This is a genomic window from Pseudocitrobacter sp. RIT415 (assembly GCF_003057695.2).
GTDB classification, from domain to species: Bacteria; Pseudomonadota; Gammaproteobacteria; order Enterobacterales; family Enterobacteriaceae; genus Pseudocitrobacter; species Pseudocitrobacter faecalis.
This window is the reverse complement of sequence record NZ_QBJC02000009.1, coordinates 113,683-131,923: the sequence shown is the minus strand read 5'-3', so window position 1 is coordinate 131,923 and position 18,241 is coordinate 113,683. Positions and strand designations below refer to the sequence as shown.

At 54.9% G+C, this 18,241-nt stretch carries 17 protein-coding genes; 14 read left to right on the top strand and 3 right to left on the bottom strand.

The genetic code is table 11. The annotated features are described in order from the left end of the window. Positions 1 to 9 precede the first annotated feature (9 nt). The 13 genes from amiB to DBY68_RS11510 all read left to right on the top strand — a co-directional run bounded on the left by amiB (position 10) and on the right by DBY68_RS11510 (position 15,671). Positions 10 to 1,362 carry an N-acetylmuramoyl-L-alanine amidase AmiB gene (gene amiB / locus DBY68_RS11570; RefSeq protein ID WP_108476120.1) on the top strand — a complete coding sequence of 451 codons (1,353 nt, stop codon included), beginning with the start codon at positions 10 to 12 and terminating at the stop codon, positions 1,360 to 1,362. A 9-nt stretch (positions 1,363 to 1,371) separates the two neighbouring features. Next, complete coding sequence (gene mutL, locus DBY68_RS11565) at positions 1,372 to 3,222, top strand: DNA mismatch repair endonuclease MutL (RefSeq protein WP_108476121.1); 1,851 nt, start codon at positions 1,372 to 1,374, stop codon at positions 3,220 to 3,222. Further along, entirely contained in the window at positions 3,215 to 4,165 is a 951-nt protein-coding gene (gene miaA / locus DBY68_RS11560; RefSeq protein ID WP_108476122.1) for a tRNA (adenosine(37)-N6)-dimethylallyltransferase MiaA, read from the top strand. Before mutL ends, miaA begins: the two co-directional genes overlap by 8 nt. Positions 4,166 to 4,249: 84 nt before the next feature. After that, positions 4,250 to 4,561, top strand: a complete 312-nt coding sequence (gene hfq / locus DBY68_RS11555) for an RNA chaperone Hfq (RefSeq protein ID WP_108476123.1) — start codon at positions 4,250 to 4,252, stop codon at positions 4,559 to 4,561. A 71-nt stretch (positions 4,562 to 4,632) separates the two neighbouring features. Then, positions 4,633 to 5,913, top strand: coding sequence for a ribosome rescue GTPase HflX (gene hflX / locus DBY68_RS11550; RefSeq protein ID WP_108476124.1), 1,281 nt, complete (start codon positions 4,633 to 4,635; stop codon positions 5,911 to 5,913). A gap of 93 nt (positions 5,914 to 6,006) precedes the next feature. Then, complete coding sequence (gene hflK, locus DBY68_RS11545; protein ID WP_108476125.1) at positions 6,007 to 7,266, top strand: FtsH protease activity modulator HflK; 1,260 nt, start codon at positions 6,007 to 6,009, stop codon at positions 7,264 to 7,266. Positions 7,267 to 7,268: 2 nt separating this feature from the next. Then, complete coding sequence (hflC, locus tag DBY68_RS11540; RefSeq protein ID WP_015966210.1) at positions 7,269 to 8,273, top strand: protease modulator HflC; 1,005 nt, start codon at positions 7,269 to 7,271, stop codon at positions 8,271 to 8,273. A gap of 72 nt (positions 8,274 to 8,345) precedes the next feature. Further along, positions 8,346 to 8,543, top strand: coding sequence for a DUF2065 domain-containing protein (locus tag DBY68_RS11535; protein WP_108476126.1), 198 nt, complete (start codon positions 8,346 to 8,348; stop codon positions 8,541 to 8,543). Between the two features lie 102 nt (positions 8,544 to 8,645). Next, positions 8,646 to 9,944, top strand: a complete 1,299-nt coding sequence (gene purA / locus DBY68_RS11530) for an adenylosuccinate synthase (RefSeq protein ID WP_108476127.1) — start codon at positions 8,646 to 8,648, stop codon at positions 9,942 to 9,944. A 205-nt stretch (positions 9,945 to 10,149) separates the two neighbouring features. Beyond that, positions 10,150 to 10,575 (top strand): nitric oxide-sensing transcriptional repressor NsrR, encoded by a 426-nt coding sequence (nsrR, locus tag DBY68_RS11525; protein ID WP_108476128.1) that lies wholly within the window; start codon positions 10,150 to 10,152, stop codon positions 10,573 to 10,575. A gap of 38 nt (positions 10,576 to 10,613) precedes the next feature. Next, a complete protein-coding gene (rnr, locus tag DBY68_RS11520) occupies positions 10,614 to 13,055 on the top strand; it encodes a ribonuclease R (protein ID WP_108476129.1) in 2,442 nt (813 codons plus the stop codon). A gap of 146 nt (positions 13,056 to 13,201) precedes the next feature. Beyond that, the gene (gene rlmB, locus DBY68_RS11515; protein ID WP_108476130.1) at positions 13,202 to 13,933 is read left to right on the top strand and encodes a 23S rRNA (guanosine(2251)-2'-O)-methyltransferase RlmB; all 732 of its coding nucleotides are present in this window, start codon (positions 13,202 to 13,204) and stop codon (positions 13,931 to 13,933) included. A 118-nt stretch (positions 13,934 to 14,051) separates the two neighbouring features. Further along, entirely contained in the window at positions 14,052 to 15,671 is a 1,620-nt protein-coding gene (locus DBY68_RS11510; RefSeq protein WP_108476131.1) for an isovaleryl-CoA dehydrogenase, read from the top strand. A gap of 63 nt (positions 15,672 to 15,734) precedes the next feature. Here the strand turns inward: DBY68_RS11510 and yjfN are convergent, their stop codons facing one another. Then, a complete protein-coding gene (yjfN, locus tag DBY68_RS11505; protein ID WP_015966203.1) occupies positions 15,735 to 16,010 on the bottom strand; it encodes a DUF1471 family protease activator YjfN in 276 nt (91 codons plus the stop codon). 160 nt (positions 16,011 to 16,170) lie between these two features. Continuing rightward, entirely contained in the window at positions 16,171 to 16,482 is a 312-nt protein-coding gene (gene bsmA / locus DBY68_RS11500) for a biofilm peroxide resistance protein BsmA (RefSeq protein ID WP_108476132.1), read from the bottom strand. A gap of 206 nt (positions 16,483 to 16,688) precedes the next feature. On the opposite strand from bsmA, the gene yjfP reads away from it, so the two are divergent. Next, positions 16,689 to 17,417 carry an esterase gene (gene yjfP / locus DBY68_RS11495; protein WP_108476133.1) on the top strand — a complete coding sequence of 243 codons (729 nt, stop codon included), beginning with the start codon at positions 16,689 to 16,691 and terminating at the stop codon, positions 17,415 to 17,417. Here yjfP and ulaR read toward each other — a convergent pair. Next, entirely contained in the window at positions 17,414 to 18,169 is a 756-nt protein-coding gene (ulaR, locus tag DBY68_RS11490; protein WP_108476134.1) for an HTH-type transcriptional regulator UlaR, read from the bottom strand. The two genes, yjfP and ulaR, sit on opposite strands and share 4 nt — an antisense overlap. Positions 18,170 to 18,241: the final 72 nt, after the last annotated feature.

The window sequence follows — 18,241 nt, the reverse complement described above, 5'->3', positions numbered from 1 at the left end:
GATCACGGGATGATTTTACGCGCAAAAGGTTGGCTGGCTGCGGCGCTGATGGTGTTCAGCGTTGGCGCATCGGCGGCAACATTATCCGATATTCAGGTTTCTAATGGCGATCAGCAGGCGCGCATTACCTTCAGTTTTATGGGCGATCCTGAATACGCATTTAGCCAGGATGGCCCGCGCAGCGTAGCGCTTGATATCAAACAAACGGGCGTGATTCAGGGGCTGCCGCTGCGGTTTAGCGGCGATAACCTGGTGAAAGCTATACGTTCCGGCACGCCTAAAGATGACCAGTCGTTAAGTCTGGTGGTCGATCTGACGCAAAAGGGTAAAACCCAGGCGGTGAAAAAACAGAACGGGGCAAGCTATACGGTAGTTTTCACCATCAATGCGGACGTTCCGCCGCCGCCGCCACCGCCTCCTGCACCGGTGATCGCTAAACGAGTTGACGCGCCGGTGGTAACGCCTGCACCTGCGCCGCGTCCGGTAGAACCAGCGCGTAATCCGTTTAAAACGCAAAACGATCGCATCACCGCGGTGACCAATACCGATACGGCGATTTCACGCCCGGCCAGCCGCACGCGCGTTGCTTCGGGCGACAAAGTGATTATTGCCATTGATGCGGGGCATGGTGGTCAGGACCCCGGCGCTATCGGCCCTGGTGGCACTCGTGAGAAGAACGTGACGATTTCCATTGCCCGTAAACTGCGCGCATTGCTTAACGACGACCCGATGTTTAAAGGTGTCCTCACTCGCGATGGCGATTACTTTATTTCGGTGATGGGCCGTTCAGATGTGGCGCGTAAACAAAACGCCCACTTCCTGGTGTCGATTCACGCCGATGCCGCACCGAGCCGTTCAGCAAGCGGTGCATCCGTTTGGGTGCTCTCTAACCGTCGTGCCAACAGCGAAATGGCCGGCTGGCTGGAGCAGCACGAGAAACAATCCGAGCTGCTGGGCGGCGCGGGCGATGTGCTGGCAAACAGTCAGGCTGACCCGTATCTGAGCCAGGCGGTGCTGGATTTACAGTTCGGCCATTCTCAACGCGTAGGCTATGACGTCGCGACCAATGTAATAAGCCAGCTACAGCGTGTGGGCAATATCCACAAACGTCGCCCGGAACATGCCAGCCTTGGCGTACTGCGCTCGCCGGATATTCCGTCGATTCTGGTCGAGACCGGCTTTATCAGTAATACATCGGAAGAACGCCTGCTGGCCAGCGACGACTACCAGCAGAAACTGGCGGAAGCGATTTACAACGGGCTGCGTAACTATTTCCAGGCGCATCCGATCCAGTCTGGCCCACGAGAAGATCAGGCTCAGACGGCCAGCGCTAATGCTTCAACCGGAACGTTGATTAACTAAGGAGTCTTCATGCCGATTCAGGTTCTGCCGCCGCAGCTTGCGAACCAGATTGCCGCTGGCGAGGTGGTAGAGCGGCCTGCGTCGGTGGTGAAAGAACTGGTGGAAAACAGTCTCGATGCGGGTGCAACCCGCATTGATATTGATATCGAACGCGGCGGTGCAAAACTTATCCGTATTCGCGATAACGGCTGCGGCATCAAAAAGGACGAGCTGGCGCTGGCGCTGGCTCGTCACGCCACCAGTAAAATTGCCTCGCTTGACGATCTTGAAGCCATTATCAGCCTCGGCTTTCGCGGCGAAGCGCTGGCGAGTATCAGTTCCGTCGCCCGTTTAACGCTTACTTCCCGCACGGCGGAACAGCCGGAAGCCTGGCAGGCTTACGCGGAAGGACGCGACCAGGACGTGACGGTGAAACCCGCCGCGCATCCGGTCGGCACCACGCTGGAAGTGCTGGATCTTTTCTACAACACTCCGGCACGGCGCAAGTTTATGCGCACCGAAAAAACCGAATTTAATCATATTGATGAAATCATTCGCCGCATCGCGCTGGCGCGTTTTGATGTGGCGATTACCCTCAATCATAACGGCAAGATGATCCGTCAGTATCGCGCGGTGACGCAGGGCGCACCGCGCGAACGTCGGCTGGGCGCGATTTGCGGTACCGCGTTTCTTGAGCACGCGCTGGCAATTGAGTGGCAGCATGGCGATTTAACCCTGCACGGCTGGGTTGCGGATCCAAACCACACAACCCCGGCGTTAGCCGAAACTCAGTACTGCTACGTAAATGGCCGCATGATGCGCGACCGTCTGATTAATCACGCGATTCGCCAGGCTTGCGAGGATAAACTGGGTGCCGATCAGCAGCCCGCGTTTGTGCTTTATCTGGAAATCGATCCGCATCAGGTGGATGTAAACGTGCATCCGGCGAAACATGAAGTACGTTTCCATCAGTCGCGGCTGGTACATGACTTTATCTATCAGGGCGTGCTGAGCGTACTACAGCAGCAAATGGAATCGCCGTTACCGTTGGATGAAGATGAGGACGAGCTCGCGCCGCGTCCGATCGCTGAAAACCGTGCAGCGGCGGGGCGCAATCAATTTGCCGAACCGGCGGCAGCGCGTGAACCTGAGCCCCCACGCTTCAACGCACCGTCTTCCGGTGTAAGTACACGCGGTGGTGCAAGCTGGCCGAATGCGCAGCCGGGATACCAAAAGCAGCAGGGCGCGCTCTATCGCCAGTTGCTGGATACGCCGAAAGCCCCGGAGAAATCACAGCCGCCGACGTCAGATTCCCTGGCAGGACACAGCCAGAGCTTTGGCCGTGTCTTAACCATCGTGCCGCCGTGCTATGCACTGCTGGAGCGTGGCGGAAAACTCAGCCTGCTGGCGCTGTCCGTGGCGGAACGCTGGCTGCGTCTGGCGCAGCTCACGCCCAATGAAACGCCGATTTGCGCGCAGCCGCTGTTGATTCCGTTGCGCCTGAAAGCGAGTGATGTTGAGAGCAAGGCATTGCAAACGGCACAGGCGCAACTTGCTTTGTTAGGCATTGATATTCTGGCAGAAGGGCAGCACGTGACCGTTCGCGCCGTGCCTTTACCCTTACGCCAACAAAATTTACAAAACTTGATTCCTGAACTGATAGGCTATCTGGTGCAACAAAGTCAGGTTGAGGCGGGTGATATTGCCCAGTGGCTGGCCCGTAACCTGGCGAGCGAGCATGTTCAATGGAACATGTCTCAGGCTATCGCGATGCTGGCGGATGTTGAACGACTCTGCCCACAGCTGGTCAAAGCACCTCCAGGTGGTCTGTTACAACCTGTTGATTTAGATTCTGCGATGTACGCCCTGAGAAATGAGTGACGTGACCGAGGCTCGCCTGCCAAAGGCAATTTTTTTAATGGGGCCAACCGCTTCCGGTAAAACGGCGTTGGCTATCGAATTACGTAAAGTTTTACCTGTAGAGTTGATTAGTGTTGATTCTGCCCTCATTTATCGAGGGATGGATATCGGGACGGCCAAGCCGGATGCGCAGGAACTGTTAGCCGCGCCGCACCGATTGTTAGACATTCTCGACCCGGCACAGGCGTACTCTGCCGCGGATTTCCGCCGCGATGCGCTGGCCGAAATGGCTGAGATTACCGCTGCAGGGCGAATTCCGCTTCTGGTTGGCGGAACGATGTTGTATTTCAAGGCGCTGCTGGAAGGATTGTCGCCGTTACCGTCGGCAGATCCCGAGGTCAGAGCGCGAATTGAGCAACAGGCCGCAGAGCTGGGGTGGACAGCGCTGCATGAGCAACTGAAGTCAATTGACCCGGTTGCCGCCGCACGAATTCATCCAAATGATCCGCAAAGACTTTCCCGGGCACTGGAAGTTTTTTTCATTTCGGGTAAAACTTTAACGGAACTGACGCAAACGTCAGGAGACGCTCTGCCCTACAAGGTGCATCAGTTCGCCATCGCCCCGGCGAGCCGTGAACTGCTCCATCAGCGCATTGAGCAGCGTTTTCATCAGATGTTAGCTTCAGGTTTTGAAGCAGAAGTGCGGGCGCTTTTTGCCCGTGGAGATTTGCATACGGATATGCCTTCCGTTCGTTGTGTTGGATATCGCCAGATGTGGTCATACCTTGAAGGCGAAATCTCGTACGATGAAATGGTTTATCGAGGAGTTTGCGCCACGAGACAGTTAGCCAAGCGCCAGGTGACCTGGTTGCGCGGTTGGGATGGAGTTCACTGGTTAGATAGCGAACAACCTGAACAGGCGTTCAACGAAGTAATACAGGTATTTGGTGATTGTGTAGACTGAATGTGTACAATTGAACCGTATTCGTGCGCAATTTTAAGGACCTGTGGGTTCTAAGTACAAATAAGCATATAAGGAAAAGAGAGAATGGCTAAGGGGCAATCTTTACAAGACCCGTTCCTGAACGCACTACGTCGGGAGCGTGTTCCGGTTTCTATTTATTTGGTGAATGGTATTAAGCTGCAAGGTCAAATTGAGTCTTTCGACCAGTTCGTGATCCTGTTGAAAAACACGGTCAGCCAGATGGTTTATAAGCACGCAATTTCTACTGTTGTCCCGTCCCGTCCGGTATCTCATCACAGCAATAACGCTGGCGGCGGCACCAGCAGTAACTACCATCACGGTAGCAACGCGCAGGGTTCTTCCACTGCGCCGCAAGACAGCGACGACACAGAATAAGTTATCGCTGTTTCCCGGTCGGGGAGCCTGGTTTACCCGGTTCCCCGCTGGTATTTTATGAGGAATTACGCTTGTTTGACCGTTATGATGCCGGTGAGCAGGCGGTGCTGGTACACATCTATTTTTCGCAAGACAAAGATATGGAAGATCTCCAGGAGTTTGAATCTCTGGTCTCTTCCGCCGGTGTCGAAGCAATGCAGGTGATTACTGGTAGCCGTAAAGCACCGCACCCAAAGTATTTTGTTGGTGAAGGTAAGGCTGTCGAAATTGCGGAAGCCGTAAAAGCGACAGGGGCTTCTGTCGTACTCTTTGACCATGCACTGAGCCCAGCCCAGGAACGTAACCTGGAGCAGCTGTGTGAATGCAGGGTGATCGACCGTACCGGTCTGATATTAGATATTTTCGCCCAACGTGCGCGTACTCATGAGGGTAAGTTGCAGGTTGAGCTGGCGCAGTTGCGCCATCTGGCGACGCGCCTGGTGCGTGGCTGGACCCACCTTGAACGGCAGAAAGGCGGGATTGGTTTACGCGGCCCGGGTGAAACCCAGCTTGAAACCGACCGTCGTTTACTGCGTAACCGTATTATGCAAATCCTCTCGCGGCTTGAAAAAGTGGAAAAGCAGCGTGAGCAGGGACGTCGTTCCCGAACTAAAGCTGATGTCCCGACGGTATCGCTGGTGGGTTACACCAACGCCGGGAAATCGACGCTGTTTAACCAGATAACCGAAGCGAAGGTTTACGCGGCAGACCAACTGTTTGCAACGCTGGACCCAACGCTGCGCCGTATTGATGTCGCTGACGTTGGCGAGACGGTGCTGGCGGATACGGTAGGCTTTATTCGCCACCTGCCGCACGATCTGGTGGCGGCGTTTAAAGCGACATTGCAGGAAACCCGTCAGGCGACGCTGCTGCTTCATGTTATTGACGCAGCCGATGTTCGCGTGCAGGAAAATATCGAGGCCGTGAATACAGTGCTGGAGGAGATTGACTCGCTTGAGATCCCGACGCTGTTGGTCATGAATAAAATCGACGTGCTGGACGATTTCGAACCGCGCATCGATCGTGATGAAGAAAACAAACCTGTCCGGGTCTGGCTTTCCGCGCAGACCGGGGCGGGTGTACCACTGCTTTTCCAGGCTTTAACCGAACGGCTTTCCGGGGAAGTAGCGCAGCATACTCTGCGTCTACCGCCGGAGGAAGGGCGTTTAAGAAGCCGGTTTTATCAGCTTCAGGCGATAGAAAAAGAGTGGATGGAGGAAGACGGCAGTGTCAGTCTGCAAGTTCGCATGCCGATTGTTGACTGGCGTCGCCTCTGTAAACAAGAACCGGCGTTGACCGATTACGTGGTCTAGCCGGCAGTTTGCCTGGAGCATGGAGTCATTTCGCCTGTCCCCTGCCGTCGCAAGACATTGGGGATCACCGCATAACAAATATGGAGCACATACATGGCGTGGAATCAGCCCGGTAATAACGGACAAGACCGCGACCCGTGGGGAAGCAGCAAACCTGGCGGCAACTCTGAGGGAAATGGAAACAAAGGTGGTCGCGAACAGGGGCCGCCCGATCTGGATGATATCTTCCGTAAGCTGAGCAAAAAGCTCGGTGGCCTCGGCGGCGGTAAGAGCGGTTCTGGCGGCGGTACAACCCAGGGGCCTCGTGCGCCAGTGGGGGGGCGCATCGTCGGTATTGCAGCGGCAGCCGTTGTCATTATCTGGGCAGCCAGCGGATTCTATACCATTAAAGAAGCCGAACGTGGCGTGGTCACGCGTTTTGGTAAGTTCAGCCATTTGGTTGAGCCGGGCCTGAACTGGAAACCGACGTTTATCGACGAAGTCACGCCGGTGAACGTGGAGGCCGTGCGTGAACTGGCCGCTTCCGGCGTGATGCTGACCTCTGACGAAAACGTGGTGCGCGTTGAGATGAACGTGCAGTACCGCGTGACCGATCCGCAGCGCTATCTGTTTAGCGTCACCAGCGCCGACGACAGTCTGCGTCAGGCGACCGACAGCGCCCTGCGTGGTGTCATCGGTAAATACACCATGGACCGCATCCTGACCGAAGGTCGTACCGTTATTCGTAGCGATACCCAGCGCGAGTTGGAAGAAACCATTCGTCCGTACAACATGGGTATCACCCTGCTGGACGTCAACTTCCAGGCCGCTCGTCCGCCGGAAGAAGTGAAGTCTTCCTTCGATGATGCGATTGCCGCGCGTGAAAACGAGCAGCAATACATTCGTGAAGCGGAAGCCTACACCAACGAAGTTCAGCCGCGTGCGAACGGTCAGGCTCAACGTATTCTGGAAGAGGCCCGCGCCTATAAGACGCAGACCGTTCTGGAAGCCCAGGGTGAAGTGGCTCGTTTTGCCAAGATCCTGCCGGAGTATAAAGCCGCTCCGCAGATCACCCGTGAGCGTCTCTACATCGAGACCATGGAAAAAGTGCTGAGCCATACGCGTAAAGTGCTGGTTAACGATAATAAAGGTGGCAACCTGATGGTTCTGCCGCTCGACCAGATGCTGAAAGGCGGGAATGCCTCCGGTGCAAAGAACGATAACAGCGGGGCCAACAACCTGCTGCGTCTGCCGCCGGCGTCTTCCTCCAGCAACAGCGGAGCGAGCAACACATCGTCCACCAGTCAGGGCGACATTATGGACCAACGCCGCGCTAACGCGCAGCGTAACGACTACCAGCGTCAGGGGGAATAACGATGCGTAAGTCAGTTATCGCGATTATCATCATCGTGCTGGTAGTGCTGTACACCTCTATCTTCGTCGTTAAAGAAGGTGAGCGTGGGATCAAGTTCCAGTTTAGCAGCGTCGTGCGCGACAGCGACAAAAAACCGTTAATCTATGAACCGGGTCTGCACTTTAAAGTCCCGTTTATTCAGTCGGTTAAAATGCTGGACGCGCGTATTCAGACCATGGACAACCAGGCTGATCGCTTTGTGACCAAAGAGAAAAAAGACCTGATCGTTGACTCCTATATCAAATGGCGCATCAGCGATTTCAGCCGCTACTTCCTGGCAACGGGCGGTGGTGACGTTTCTCAGGCAGAAGTGCTGCTGAAACGTAAGTTCTCTGACCGTCTGCGTTCTGAAATTGGTCGTCTGGATGTAAAAGACATCGTCACTGATTCCCGTGGTCGTCTGACCCTGGAAGTGCGTGATGCGCTGAACTCCGGTTCTGCGGGTACTGAAGACGAAGTGGAAACGCCAGCCGCGGATAACGCGATTGCCGAAGCTGCTGAGCGCGTTACCGCTGAAACCAACGGTAAAGTGCCGGTCATCAACCCGAACAGTATGGCGGCATTGGGTATCGAAGTGGTCGATGTGCGTATTAAGCAGATTAACCTGCCGACCGAAGTGTCCGAAGCGATTTACAACCGTATGCGCGCCGAGCGTGAAGCGGTTGCGCGTCGCCACCGTTCACAAGGCCAGGAAGAGGCTGAAAAACTGCGCGCAGCGGCTGACTATGAAGTCACCAAAACGCTGGCAGAAGCTGAGCGTCAGGGGCGTATCCTGCGCGGTGAAGGCGATGCCGAAGCGGCTAAACTGTTTGCTGATGCATTCAGTCAGGATCCGGACTTCTACGCCTTTATCCGTAGCCTGCGTGCCTATGAAAGCAGCTTCCAGAGCAATCAGGACGTGATGGTTCTGAGCCCGGACAGCGATTTCTTCCGCTACATGAAAACGCCGAACGCAACGGCGCGTTAATCGCCCCAGGCGTTAGTGCTTAAAACCACCGCATCTTCGGATGCCGGTGGTTTTCTTTTATAAGGACGAAAAATGAATTCGACTATCTGGCTCGCGCTGGCGTTAGTTTTGGTGCTGGAAGGGCTGGGCCCAATGCTTTATCCGAAGGCCTGGCGCAAAATGATCGCGACGATGACCCAATTACCCGATTCGATGTTGCGCCGATTTGGCGGCGGTCTTGTGGTTGCAGGGATTGTGATCTACTACATGTTGACGAAAACGATTAGCTGAACAAAAAGCGGCCTTTTCAGCATCATTTTGAATATAAAAAGTGCTGTATATCTGAAAAAGCGATGGTAGAATCCATTTTTAAGCAAACGGTGATTTTGAAAAATGGGTAACAACGTCGTCGTACTGGGCACCCAATGGGGTGACGAAGGTAAAGGGAAGATCGTCGATCTCCTGACAGAACGGGCTAAATATGTTGTACGCTACCAGGGCGGTCACAACGCAGGCCATACTCTCGTAATCAACGGTGAAAAAACCGTCCTCCATCTTATTCCATCAGGTATTCTTCGCGAAAACGTCACCAGCATCATCGGTAACGGCGTAGTGCTGTCGCCTGCCGCGCTGATGAAAGAGATGAAAGAACTGGAAGACCGTGGTATCCCGGTTCGTGAACGTCTGCTGCTCTCCGAAGCATGTCCGCTGATCCTCGATTATCACGTTGCGCTGGATAACGCACGTGAGAAAGCGCGTGGCGCGAAAGCCATCGGCACCACCGGTCGTGGTATCGGCCCGGCTTACGAAGATAAAGTCGCGCGTCGTGGTCTGCGTGTTGGCGATCTGTTCGACAAAGCAACCTTCGCTGAAAAACTGAAAGATGTGATGGAATATCACAACTTCCAGCTGGTGAATTACTACAAAGTCGACGCAGTTGACTACCAGAAAGTGCTGGATGATGTGATGGCGGTTGCCGACATCCTGACCGGTATGGTTGTTGATGTGTCTGACCTGCTGGATCAGGCGCGCAAACGTGGCGATTTCGTCATGTTCGAAGGCGCGCAGGGTACGCTGCTGGATATCGACCATGGTACCTATCCGTACGTAACCTCTTCCAACACCACTGCGGGTGGCGTGGCGACCGGCTCCGGCCTGGGCCCGCGTTATGTTGACTACGTACTGGGTATCATCAAAGCTTACTCCACTCGCGTGGGTGCGGGGCCGTTCCCGACTGAGCTGTTTGATGACACCGGCGAGTTCCTGTGCAAACAGGGTAACGAATACGGTGCAACCACCGGTCGTCGTCGTCGTACCGGTTGGCTGGATACCGTCGCGGTTCGCCGTGCGGTGCAGATCAACTCCCTGTCTGGCTTCTGCCTGACCAAACTGGACGTACTGGACGGCCTGAAAGAGGTTAAACTCTGCGTGGCTTACCGTATGCCGGATGGCCGCGAAGTGACCACCACCCCGCTGGCAGCGGACGACTGGGAAGGCATCGAACCGATTTACGAAACCATGCCTGGCTGGTCTGAATCCACTTTCGGTGTGAAAGAGCGTAGCGGCCTGCCACAGGCAGCGCTGAACTACATCAAGCGTATCGAAGAAGTAACCGGTGTGCCGATTGATATTATCTCTACCGGCCCGGACCGTACCGAAACCATGATTCTGCGCGACCCGTTCGACGCATAATTGATGGAACTGCCCGGTAACGAGAGTCGCCGGGCCTGTAGGCCGGATAACGCGCATTACGCTGTATCCGGCTTAATATCTTGCAAGATCCGCGCTTTTTTCCTTCCCGCACCGAAAAAATTAGCGACCTGGCTGGTGGCTGGTTTATCATCAATATAAATATCCGAAATTATTCTTCCCGAGTTCCTGTTCCCCTGAGGTTGATGTGCAGTTAACAAGCTTTACCGATTATGGATTACGCGCCCTGATTTATATGGCGTCGTTGCCGGATGGCAAGATGACCAGTATCTCTGAAGTGACAGAGGTCTATGGTGTGTCACGTAACCATATGGTGAAAATTATCAACCAGCTCAGCCGCGCGGGCTACGTGACGGCAGTGCGGGGGAAAAATGGCGGGATCCGGCTGGGCAAGCCGGCGGAGACGATTCGCGTAGGCGACGTTGTCCGCGAACTGGAACCTCTCTCGCTGGTGAATTGCAGCAGTGAGTTCTGCCACATCACGCCGGCCTGTCGATTGAAACAGGCGCTTTCTCAAGCCGTGCAAAGTTTTCTCAAGGAACTGGATCACTACACACTGGCCGATTTGGTTGAAGAGAATCAACCGCTTTATAAATTATTGTTGGTGGAGTAAAGACTATCGCCGACAACGATGACAACGGAGGAACCGATATGTCACAAGACCCTTTCCTGGACCGCGAAGCTGAAAAATACGCCAATCCTATCCCGAGCCGGGAATTTATCCTCGATCATTTAACAAAACGTGAAAAACCTGCCAATCGTGAAGAGCTGGCGGTTGAACTGAACATTGAAGGCGAAGAGCAGATAGAAGCGCTTCGCCGTCGCCTGCGCGCCATGGAGCGTGACGGGCAACTCGTCTTTACTCGTCGCCAGTGCTATGCGCTGCCGGAACGTCTTGATCTGCTGAAGGGCATGGTTATCGGTCATCGCGATGGCTATGGCTTCCTGCGTGTAGAGGGCCGTAAAGACGACCTGTATCTTTCCAGTGAGCAGATGAAAGTCTGCATGCACGGCGATCAGGTGCTGGCACAACCGCTGGGCGCGGATCGTAAAGGCCGCCGCGAAGCGCGCATTGTGCGTGTGCTGGAGCCAAGAACCGGGCAAATCGTAGGACGCTACTTCACCGATGCAGGCGTCGGTTTTGTCGTGCCGGACGACAGTCGTCTGAGCTTTGATATTCTCATCCCGCCAGAAGCGGTGATGGGCGCGCGTATGGGCTTTGTGGTGGTGGTCGAACTGACCCAGCGCCCGACTCGCCGCACTAAAGCTATCGGTAAAATTGTCGAGGTGCTTGGCGATAACATGGGTACAGGCATGGCCGTTGACATGGCGCTGCGTACCCATGAAATTCCTTACGTCTGGCCGCCAGCGGTAGAAGCACAGGTTGCCGGGCTGAAAGAGCAGGTACCGGAAGAGGCGAAAATTGGCCGCGTCGATCTGCGTGATTTGCCGCTGGTAACCATCGACGGTGAAGACGCGCGTGACTTCGACGATGCGGTTTACTGCGAGAAAAAACGCGGTGGCGGCTGGCGTCTGTGGGTCGCGATTGCTGACGTAAGCTATTACGTCCGTCCGCCAACTCCGCTGGACAAAGAAGCACGTAATCGCGGTACGTCCGTTTACTTCCCCTCGCAGGTTGTTCCTATGCTGCCGGAAGTGCTCTCTAACGGCCTGTGCTCGCTGAACCCGCAGGTTGACCGCCTGTGTATGGTCTGTGAAATGACCGTCTCATCGAAAGGCCGCTTAACGGGTTATAAATTCTATGAAGCGGTGATGAGCTCACATGCACGTCTGACCTATACCAAGGTGTGGCACATGCTGCAGGGCGATCAGGATCTGCGTGAACAATATGCGCCGCTGGTTAAGCATATTGAAGAGCTGCATAACCTCTATAAAGTGCTGGATCAGGCGCGTGCTGAACGTGGTGGTATCTCATTTGAAAGTGAAGAAGCGAAGTTTATCTTCAATGCTGAACGTCGCATCGAACGTATTGAGCAGACGCAGCGTAATGACGCGCACAAACTGATCGAAGAGTGCATGATTCTGGCGAACATCTCGGCGGCACGTTTCGTTGAGAAAGCGAAAGAACCGGCGTTGTTCCGTATTCATGATAAGCCAACGACTGAAGCCATCACCGCATTCCGTTCCGTTCTGTCGGAGCTGGGTCTGGAACTGCCGGGTGGCAATAAGCCGGAGCCGCGCGATTACGCCGAGCTGCTGGAATCCGTCGCCGACCGTCCTGACGCGGAAATGCTGCAAACCATGCTGCTGCGTTCGATGAAACAAGCGATTTACGACCCGGAAAACCGGGGCCACTTTGGCCTGGCGTTGCAGTCGTACGCGCACTTTACCTCGCCGATTCGTCGTTATCCTGACCTGTCGTTGCACCGCGCCATCAAGTATCTGCTGGCAAAAGAGCAGGGCCATAAAGGCAACACCACGGAAACCGGCGGCTATCACTACTCAATGGAAGAGATGCTGCAACTGGGTCAGCACTGTTCTATGGCAGAGCGCCGCGCCGATGAAGCCACCCGTGACGTCGCTGACTGGCTGAAGTGTGACTTCATGCAGGATCAGGTGGGCAACGTCTTTAAAGGCGTGATTGCCAGCGTGACCGGCTTCGGTTTCTTTGTCCGTCTTGATGAGCTGTTCATCGATGGGCTAGTCCACGTTTCATCGCTGGATAACGATTACTACCGCTTCGACCAGATTGGTCAGCGTTTAATTGGTGAATCTGGCGGGCAAACTTATCGTCTGGGCGACCGCGTAGAGGTTCGTGTGGAAGCCGTCAACATGGACGAGCGTAAAATTGACTTCTCGTTGATTTCCAGCGAACGCGCGCCACGTAACGTCGGTAAAACTGAACGCGAAAAAACGAAGAAAGGCGCGGGAAATAAAAACGGTAGTCGTCGTCGCCAGGTTGGCAAGAAAGTGAATTTCGAGCCAGACAGCGCTTTCCGCGGTGAGAAGAAACAGAAGCCGAAAGCCGCAAAGAAAGAGGCGAGAAAAGCGAAAAAACCGTCTGCCAAAACGCAGAAAATTGCTGCCGCAACCAAAGCGAAACGCGCGGCGAAGAAGAAAGTGGCGGAGTAAAACCCGCCCCCTCACCCTAACCTTCCCCCGCAGGGAGAGGGAACCGATCGAGCCGATGTTTGGTCCGGCACCGGTTTTCTCCCTCTCCCTTAGGGAGAGGGCGGGGTGAGGGTGACCTGATAACAACGTTAACAACGAGTCCATCAATGAGTGAAATGATTTACGGTATCCACGCAGTCCAGGCCCTGCTGGAGCGCGCTCCTGAACGTTTTCAGGAAGTCTTTATTTTAAAAGGCCGCGAAGATAAACGTTTGTTGCCGCTGATCCACGCGCTGGAAGCGCAGGGCGTGGTTATCCAGTTGGCGAACCGCCAGTACCTGGATGAGAAAAGCGAAGGTGCCGTGCATCAGGGCATTATTGCGCGCGTGAAACCGGGTCGTCAGTATCAGGAAAACGATCTGCCGGATCTGCTCGCTTCGCTGGAAAATCCGTTCCTGCTGATCCTCGACGGCGTTACCGATCCGCACAACCTTGGCGCCTGCCTGCGTAGCGCCGATGCGGCGGGTGTACACGCGGTGATTGTCCCGCGCGATCGCTCCGCGCAGCTTAACGCGACCGCGAAAAAAGTGGCTTGCGGTGCCGCAGAGAGCGTGCCGCTGATCCGCGTCACCAACCTGGCGCGCACCATGCGTCTGTTGCAGGAAGAGAACATCTGGATCGTTGGTACCGCCGGCGAAGCCGATCATACGCTTTATCAGAGCAAAATGACCGGTCGCATGGCGCTGGTAATGGGGGCTGAAGGCGAAGGTATGCGCCGTCTGACTCGTGAACACTGCGACGAACTGATCAGCATCCCAATGGCGGGCAGCGTCTCCTCGCTGAACGTCTCCGTGGCGACAGGTATCTGCCTGTTTGAAGCGGTACGCCAGCGCGGTTAATGCGTCGTGCGTTGAAATCAAGCCATCCCACGGGATGGCTTTTTTGTGACCGCAATCCAGCGCCAAATGCTCACCTCTGTCCATACTTAAGGCACTGCCACTTGACGGAGGGAGACATATGTCCTGGCAAACGCACACCGTTTTTAATCAGCCTGGCCCGTTAAATAACAGCAATCTGTTTTTATCCGATGGCGCCCTGCGCGAGGCAGTGGTACGCGAAGGCGCAGGCTGGGATAGCGACCTGCTGGCGAGTATTGGCCAGCAACTCGGTACCGCCGAATCGCTTGAGCTGGGGCGGCTCGCCAACACCAATCCCCCTGAACTTCTGCGTTACGACGCCACCGGCACACGCCTTGACGATGTGCGCTTTCATCCCGCCTGGCATCTGCTGATGCAGGGGTTGTGCGCCAACCGGGTACACAACCTGCCGTGGGAAGAGGATGCGCGTGCAGGTTCGTTCGTTGCCCGCGCCGCGCGTTTTATGTTGCATGCGCAGGTGGAAGCCGGAACGCTGTGCCCGATTACCATGACGTTTGCTGCTACTCCCTTGCTGCAACAGGCGCTGCCAGGCGAGTTTAAAGCGTGGCTTACGCCGCTGCTGAGCGATCGCTACGATCCACATTTGTTGCCCGGCGATCAAAAACGCGGTTTGCTGATTGGTATGGGAATGACGGAGAAGCAGGGCGGTTCAGACGTGTTGAGTAATACCACCCGCGCGGAGCGCCTGGCGGATGGCAGCTATCGGCTGGTGGGGCACAAATGGTTTTTCTCGGTGCCGCAAAGTGATGCGCATCTGGTGCTGGCGCAGGCAAAAGGCGGGCTTTCCTGCTTCTTTATGCCGCGCTTATTACCCGATGGGCAACGCAACGCTATTCGTATCGAACGCCTGAAAGACAAACTCGGCAATCGTTCTAACGCCAGCAGTGAAGTTGAATTTCAGGATGCCATCGGCTGGCGGGTGGGGGAAGAGGGCGAGGGCGTGCGGCAGATTTTGCGCATGGGCGGCCTGACGCGTTTTGATTGCGCCCTGGGCAGCCACAGTATGATGCGTCGGTCGCTGTCGGTTGCGCTTTATCATGCGTTCCAGCGACAGGCATTCGGCAAGAATCTGGTCGATTTACCGCTAATGCGCCAGGTGTTGGGGCGGATGGCATTACAGATTGAAGGTCAAACCGCGTTTCTGTTTCGCCTTGCTGGCGCATGGGGACGGCAATCGCATGAAGCCGAACGGCTATGGGCGCGGCTGTTTACGCCAACAGCGAAGTTCGCCATTTGCAAATCGGGCATGCCGTTTGTCGCTGAGGCAATGGAAGTGCTGGGTGGATCCGGGTACTGCGAAGAGAGCGAGCTTCCGCGTCTTTATCGCGAAATGCCGGTTAACAGTATCTGGGAAGGCTCTGGAAATATCATGTGCCTGGATGTGCTGCGCGTGCTGACCAGGCAGCCGGATGCGCTGGAACTGCTGGCAGAGATGTGCGGCGAGGTGAAAGGCCAGGATCGCCACTACGATCGCCAGTGGCGGCAGTTACAACAGCGTTTACGCAAGCCGTCGGAAGCGCAGGGGCGCGAAATTGCGATGCAAATCTATTTGCTGGGTACGGGCGCACAGATGCTGAAATATGCGTCACCACCGATGGCGCAGGCCTGGTGTCGAATGATGCTGGATACTCGCGGCGGCGTGTTGCTTAACGAACAGGTTATCAGTGATGTGCTGCTGAGGGCGACAGGGGGCGTGTGAGGAAAAAATGATGTCGTGGAAGAGCGGCTTTCTGCCTGTTACTCTTCCACGCGTTTTATTGTCTCAGGCATAGATAATCGCCTGTGCTCGCCAGTTGTCCGGTTGCTGCTCTTCGTACATCTGAACAATGCGATACCAGGAAGCACCTTGTTCATCCGCTTTCTGGGCAATGGCATCTTCGACATCTTGCTGACTACCGGAAATATTATTTACGGAAATCAACCCGATTTCATTCAGCCCGGTTACACAATCTGCGCTGGCAAATTCAGCCGACTGCGCCGCACTGGTATTGGCACCGCCAGAAAAGAGCAGGGTAGATAAGGTAAGAGATCGTTTCATCGTCAGCTCCATATACAAAACCCCGTAGGGCAGTCCATAGCAGACGTCAGGGCATTTTTTCATCCGCTCCTTCGAATGAATCGTTGTTGACGCCATATTGCATCAGGGAAACGTGAATAAGGTACAAACCTGCGTAAATTTGATTCAACAATGTTGTTCATTATTTACGGTAAAGGATGGCTTGCGAATACCACTGCCCCGGAACCACCGTGCTGTCATCAATCATAATGATGACGTAGTAATCCGCTTTGGCCGCGGTCGCTTTGGCTTTCAGCGCGGCTTCGACATCCATTGGCGAGCCATATATCATGACGCTGATGGTGCCCATCCGCTGTAAACCTTCCGTCTGATTACGACGTATTTCTTGTGGAGTATCCGTTGCCGCCGGAGGAGCCACAGGCTTACCTTCCAGAATGTTGCAACTGCTCAACAATAACGCCAGTAACAGAGGTATAAAGCGACGCATAACCATATCCCGTTTCCTGATATTCACAGTGTAGTGGTATAAGGAAATTCCCATTAGGGGAATGTTCCCGATTTGTTATCTCAAGCGCTATTTTCGAATGAAAATCTCACGAAAGTGCAACTTGGTTCTCAATGTTAAAAATCAGACAAAGGATCATCTGCTAAAACCCCACTGCTTTGCCTGATATTCAGTATGCCGGAAGGAGGCAACCGATGATTGAACTGGAAATGCGTCTGCTCGCGGGGAGTGAAATCCTGCATGCGTTCCCGAAGGGGTTCGCTGAACAACCGCTACCCTGTATTGTGTTTTATCATGGATTTACCTCTTCACACATGGTTTACAGCTATTTTGCCGTCGCGCTGGCGCAGGCTGGTTTTCGCGTGGTGATGCCGTGTGCGGCAGAGCATGGGGCGCGCTTTAATGGTGACGAAAACCAACGGTTACAGCACTTCTGGCAGATCCTGCTGCAAAACTTTCACGAGTTTCCGGCATTGCAGGAAGCGCTATACCGTGAACGACTGGTGAGTGAGGGGCGTCTGGCGGTGGCAGGAGCGTCAATGGGCGGAATGACGGCGCTGGGTATCATGACGCATCATCCTGAGCTTAAATGTGTCGCCAGTCTGATGGGGTCGGGCTATTTCAGTTCGCTTTCCACGACGCTATTCCCCCCCGCTGAAGCGCAGCGTGCTGGCCTTGCGCCGCTGCTGGCCGAGTGGGATGTCAGCCAGCAGCTCGCCCGCGTAGCAGACAGGCCGCTGCTGCTCTGGCACGGAGATGCTGACGATGTCGTGCCGCCTGATGAAACATTTCGTCTGCAGCAGGCGTTGAGGCGTGAACAACTGGACGCTAATCTGACCTGTGTCTGGCAAGCTGGCGTCCGTCATCGTATTACGCCAGAAGCCTTAACCAGCGCCGTGGATTTCTTTACGCGCCATCTCTAAACGCGCAGAACCTGCACACCTTGTGCTTCCAGCGCTTTAAGAATATCCGGGTCAGCCTGCTTGCCGGTGATCACCATATCGATTTCATCGGCGCGGCTGAACAGCATGCCGGCACGCTCGCCGATTTTGCTGCTATCAACCAGCACGGCGAGTTTACCGACAACATTCAGCATCTTTTGCTCAGCCATCGCGGTGAGCATATCCGTTTTATATAACCCTTCTGCGGTGAGACCTTTGCCGCTGGTGAACATCCAGTGGCCCGCGTAGAGACTGTTTTCGCTGCCCTGCGGGCTGAGCGTAATGGCGTGGCTGCGGTTGTACTGCCCGCCCATGATGATCACGCTGTCATGTTCCTGCTCGATCAGGTAATTGGCCAGTGGCAGATAGTTAGTGATGATTTGCACCGGTTTGCCGCAGATTTCCTGCCCCAGTAAAAATGCGGTAGAACCGCAGTTAATCACCACGCTTTCACCGGGCATCACCAGTTGTGACGCGGCTCTGGCAATTCGCACTTTCTCGTCGTGATTCAGCGCCTGATGAATATTCATCGGTGACCAGCGTGGACGCGGCTGATTGATGGCTTCGGCGCCATTGCGCACTTTTTTCAGTTTGCCGCTTTCATCAAGCTTATTGATGTCCCGGCGTGCGGTGGCGGGTGAAATCCCCAGTCGGGTCATCACCTGTTCCACGGTGACAAAGCCTGTCTGCGCCAGCAGCTCGAGTAATATTTGATGCCTTTGCGCTTCCGTCATGAGCTAATCCGATAAAAAATGATGAGCAAAGATGATATTTGAAATGTCACGAAAATACTATGTCGGGAGAGA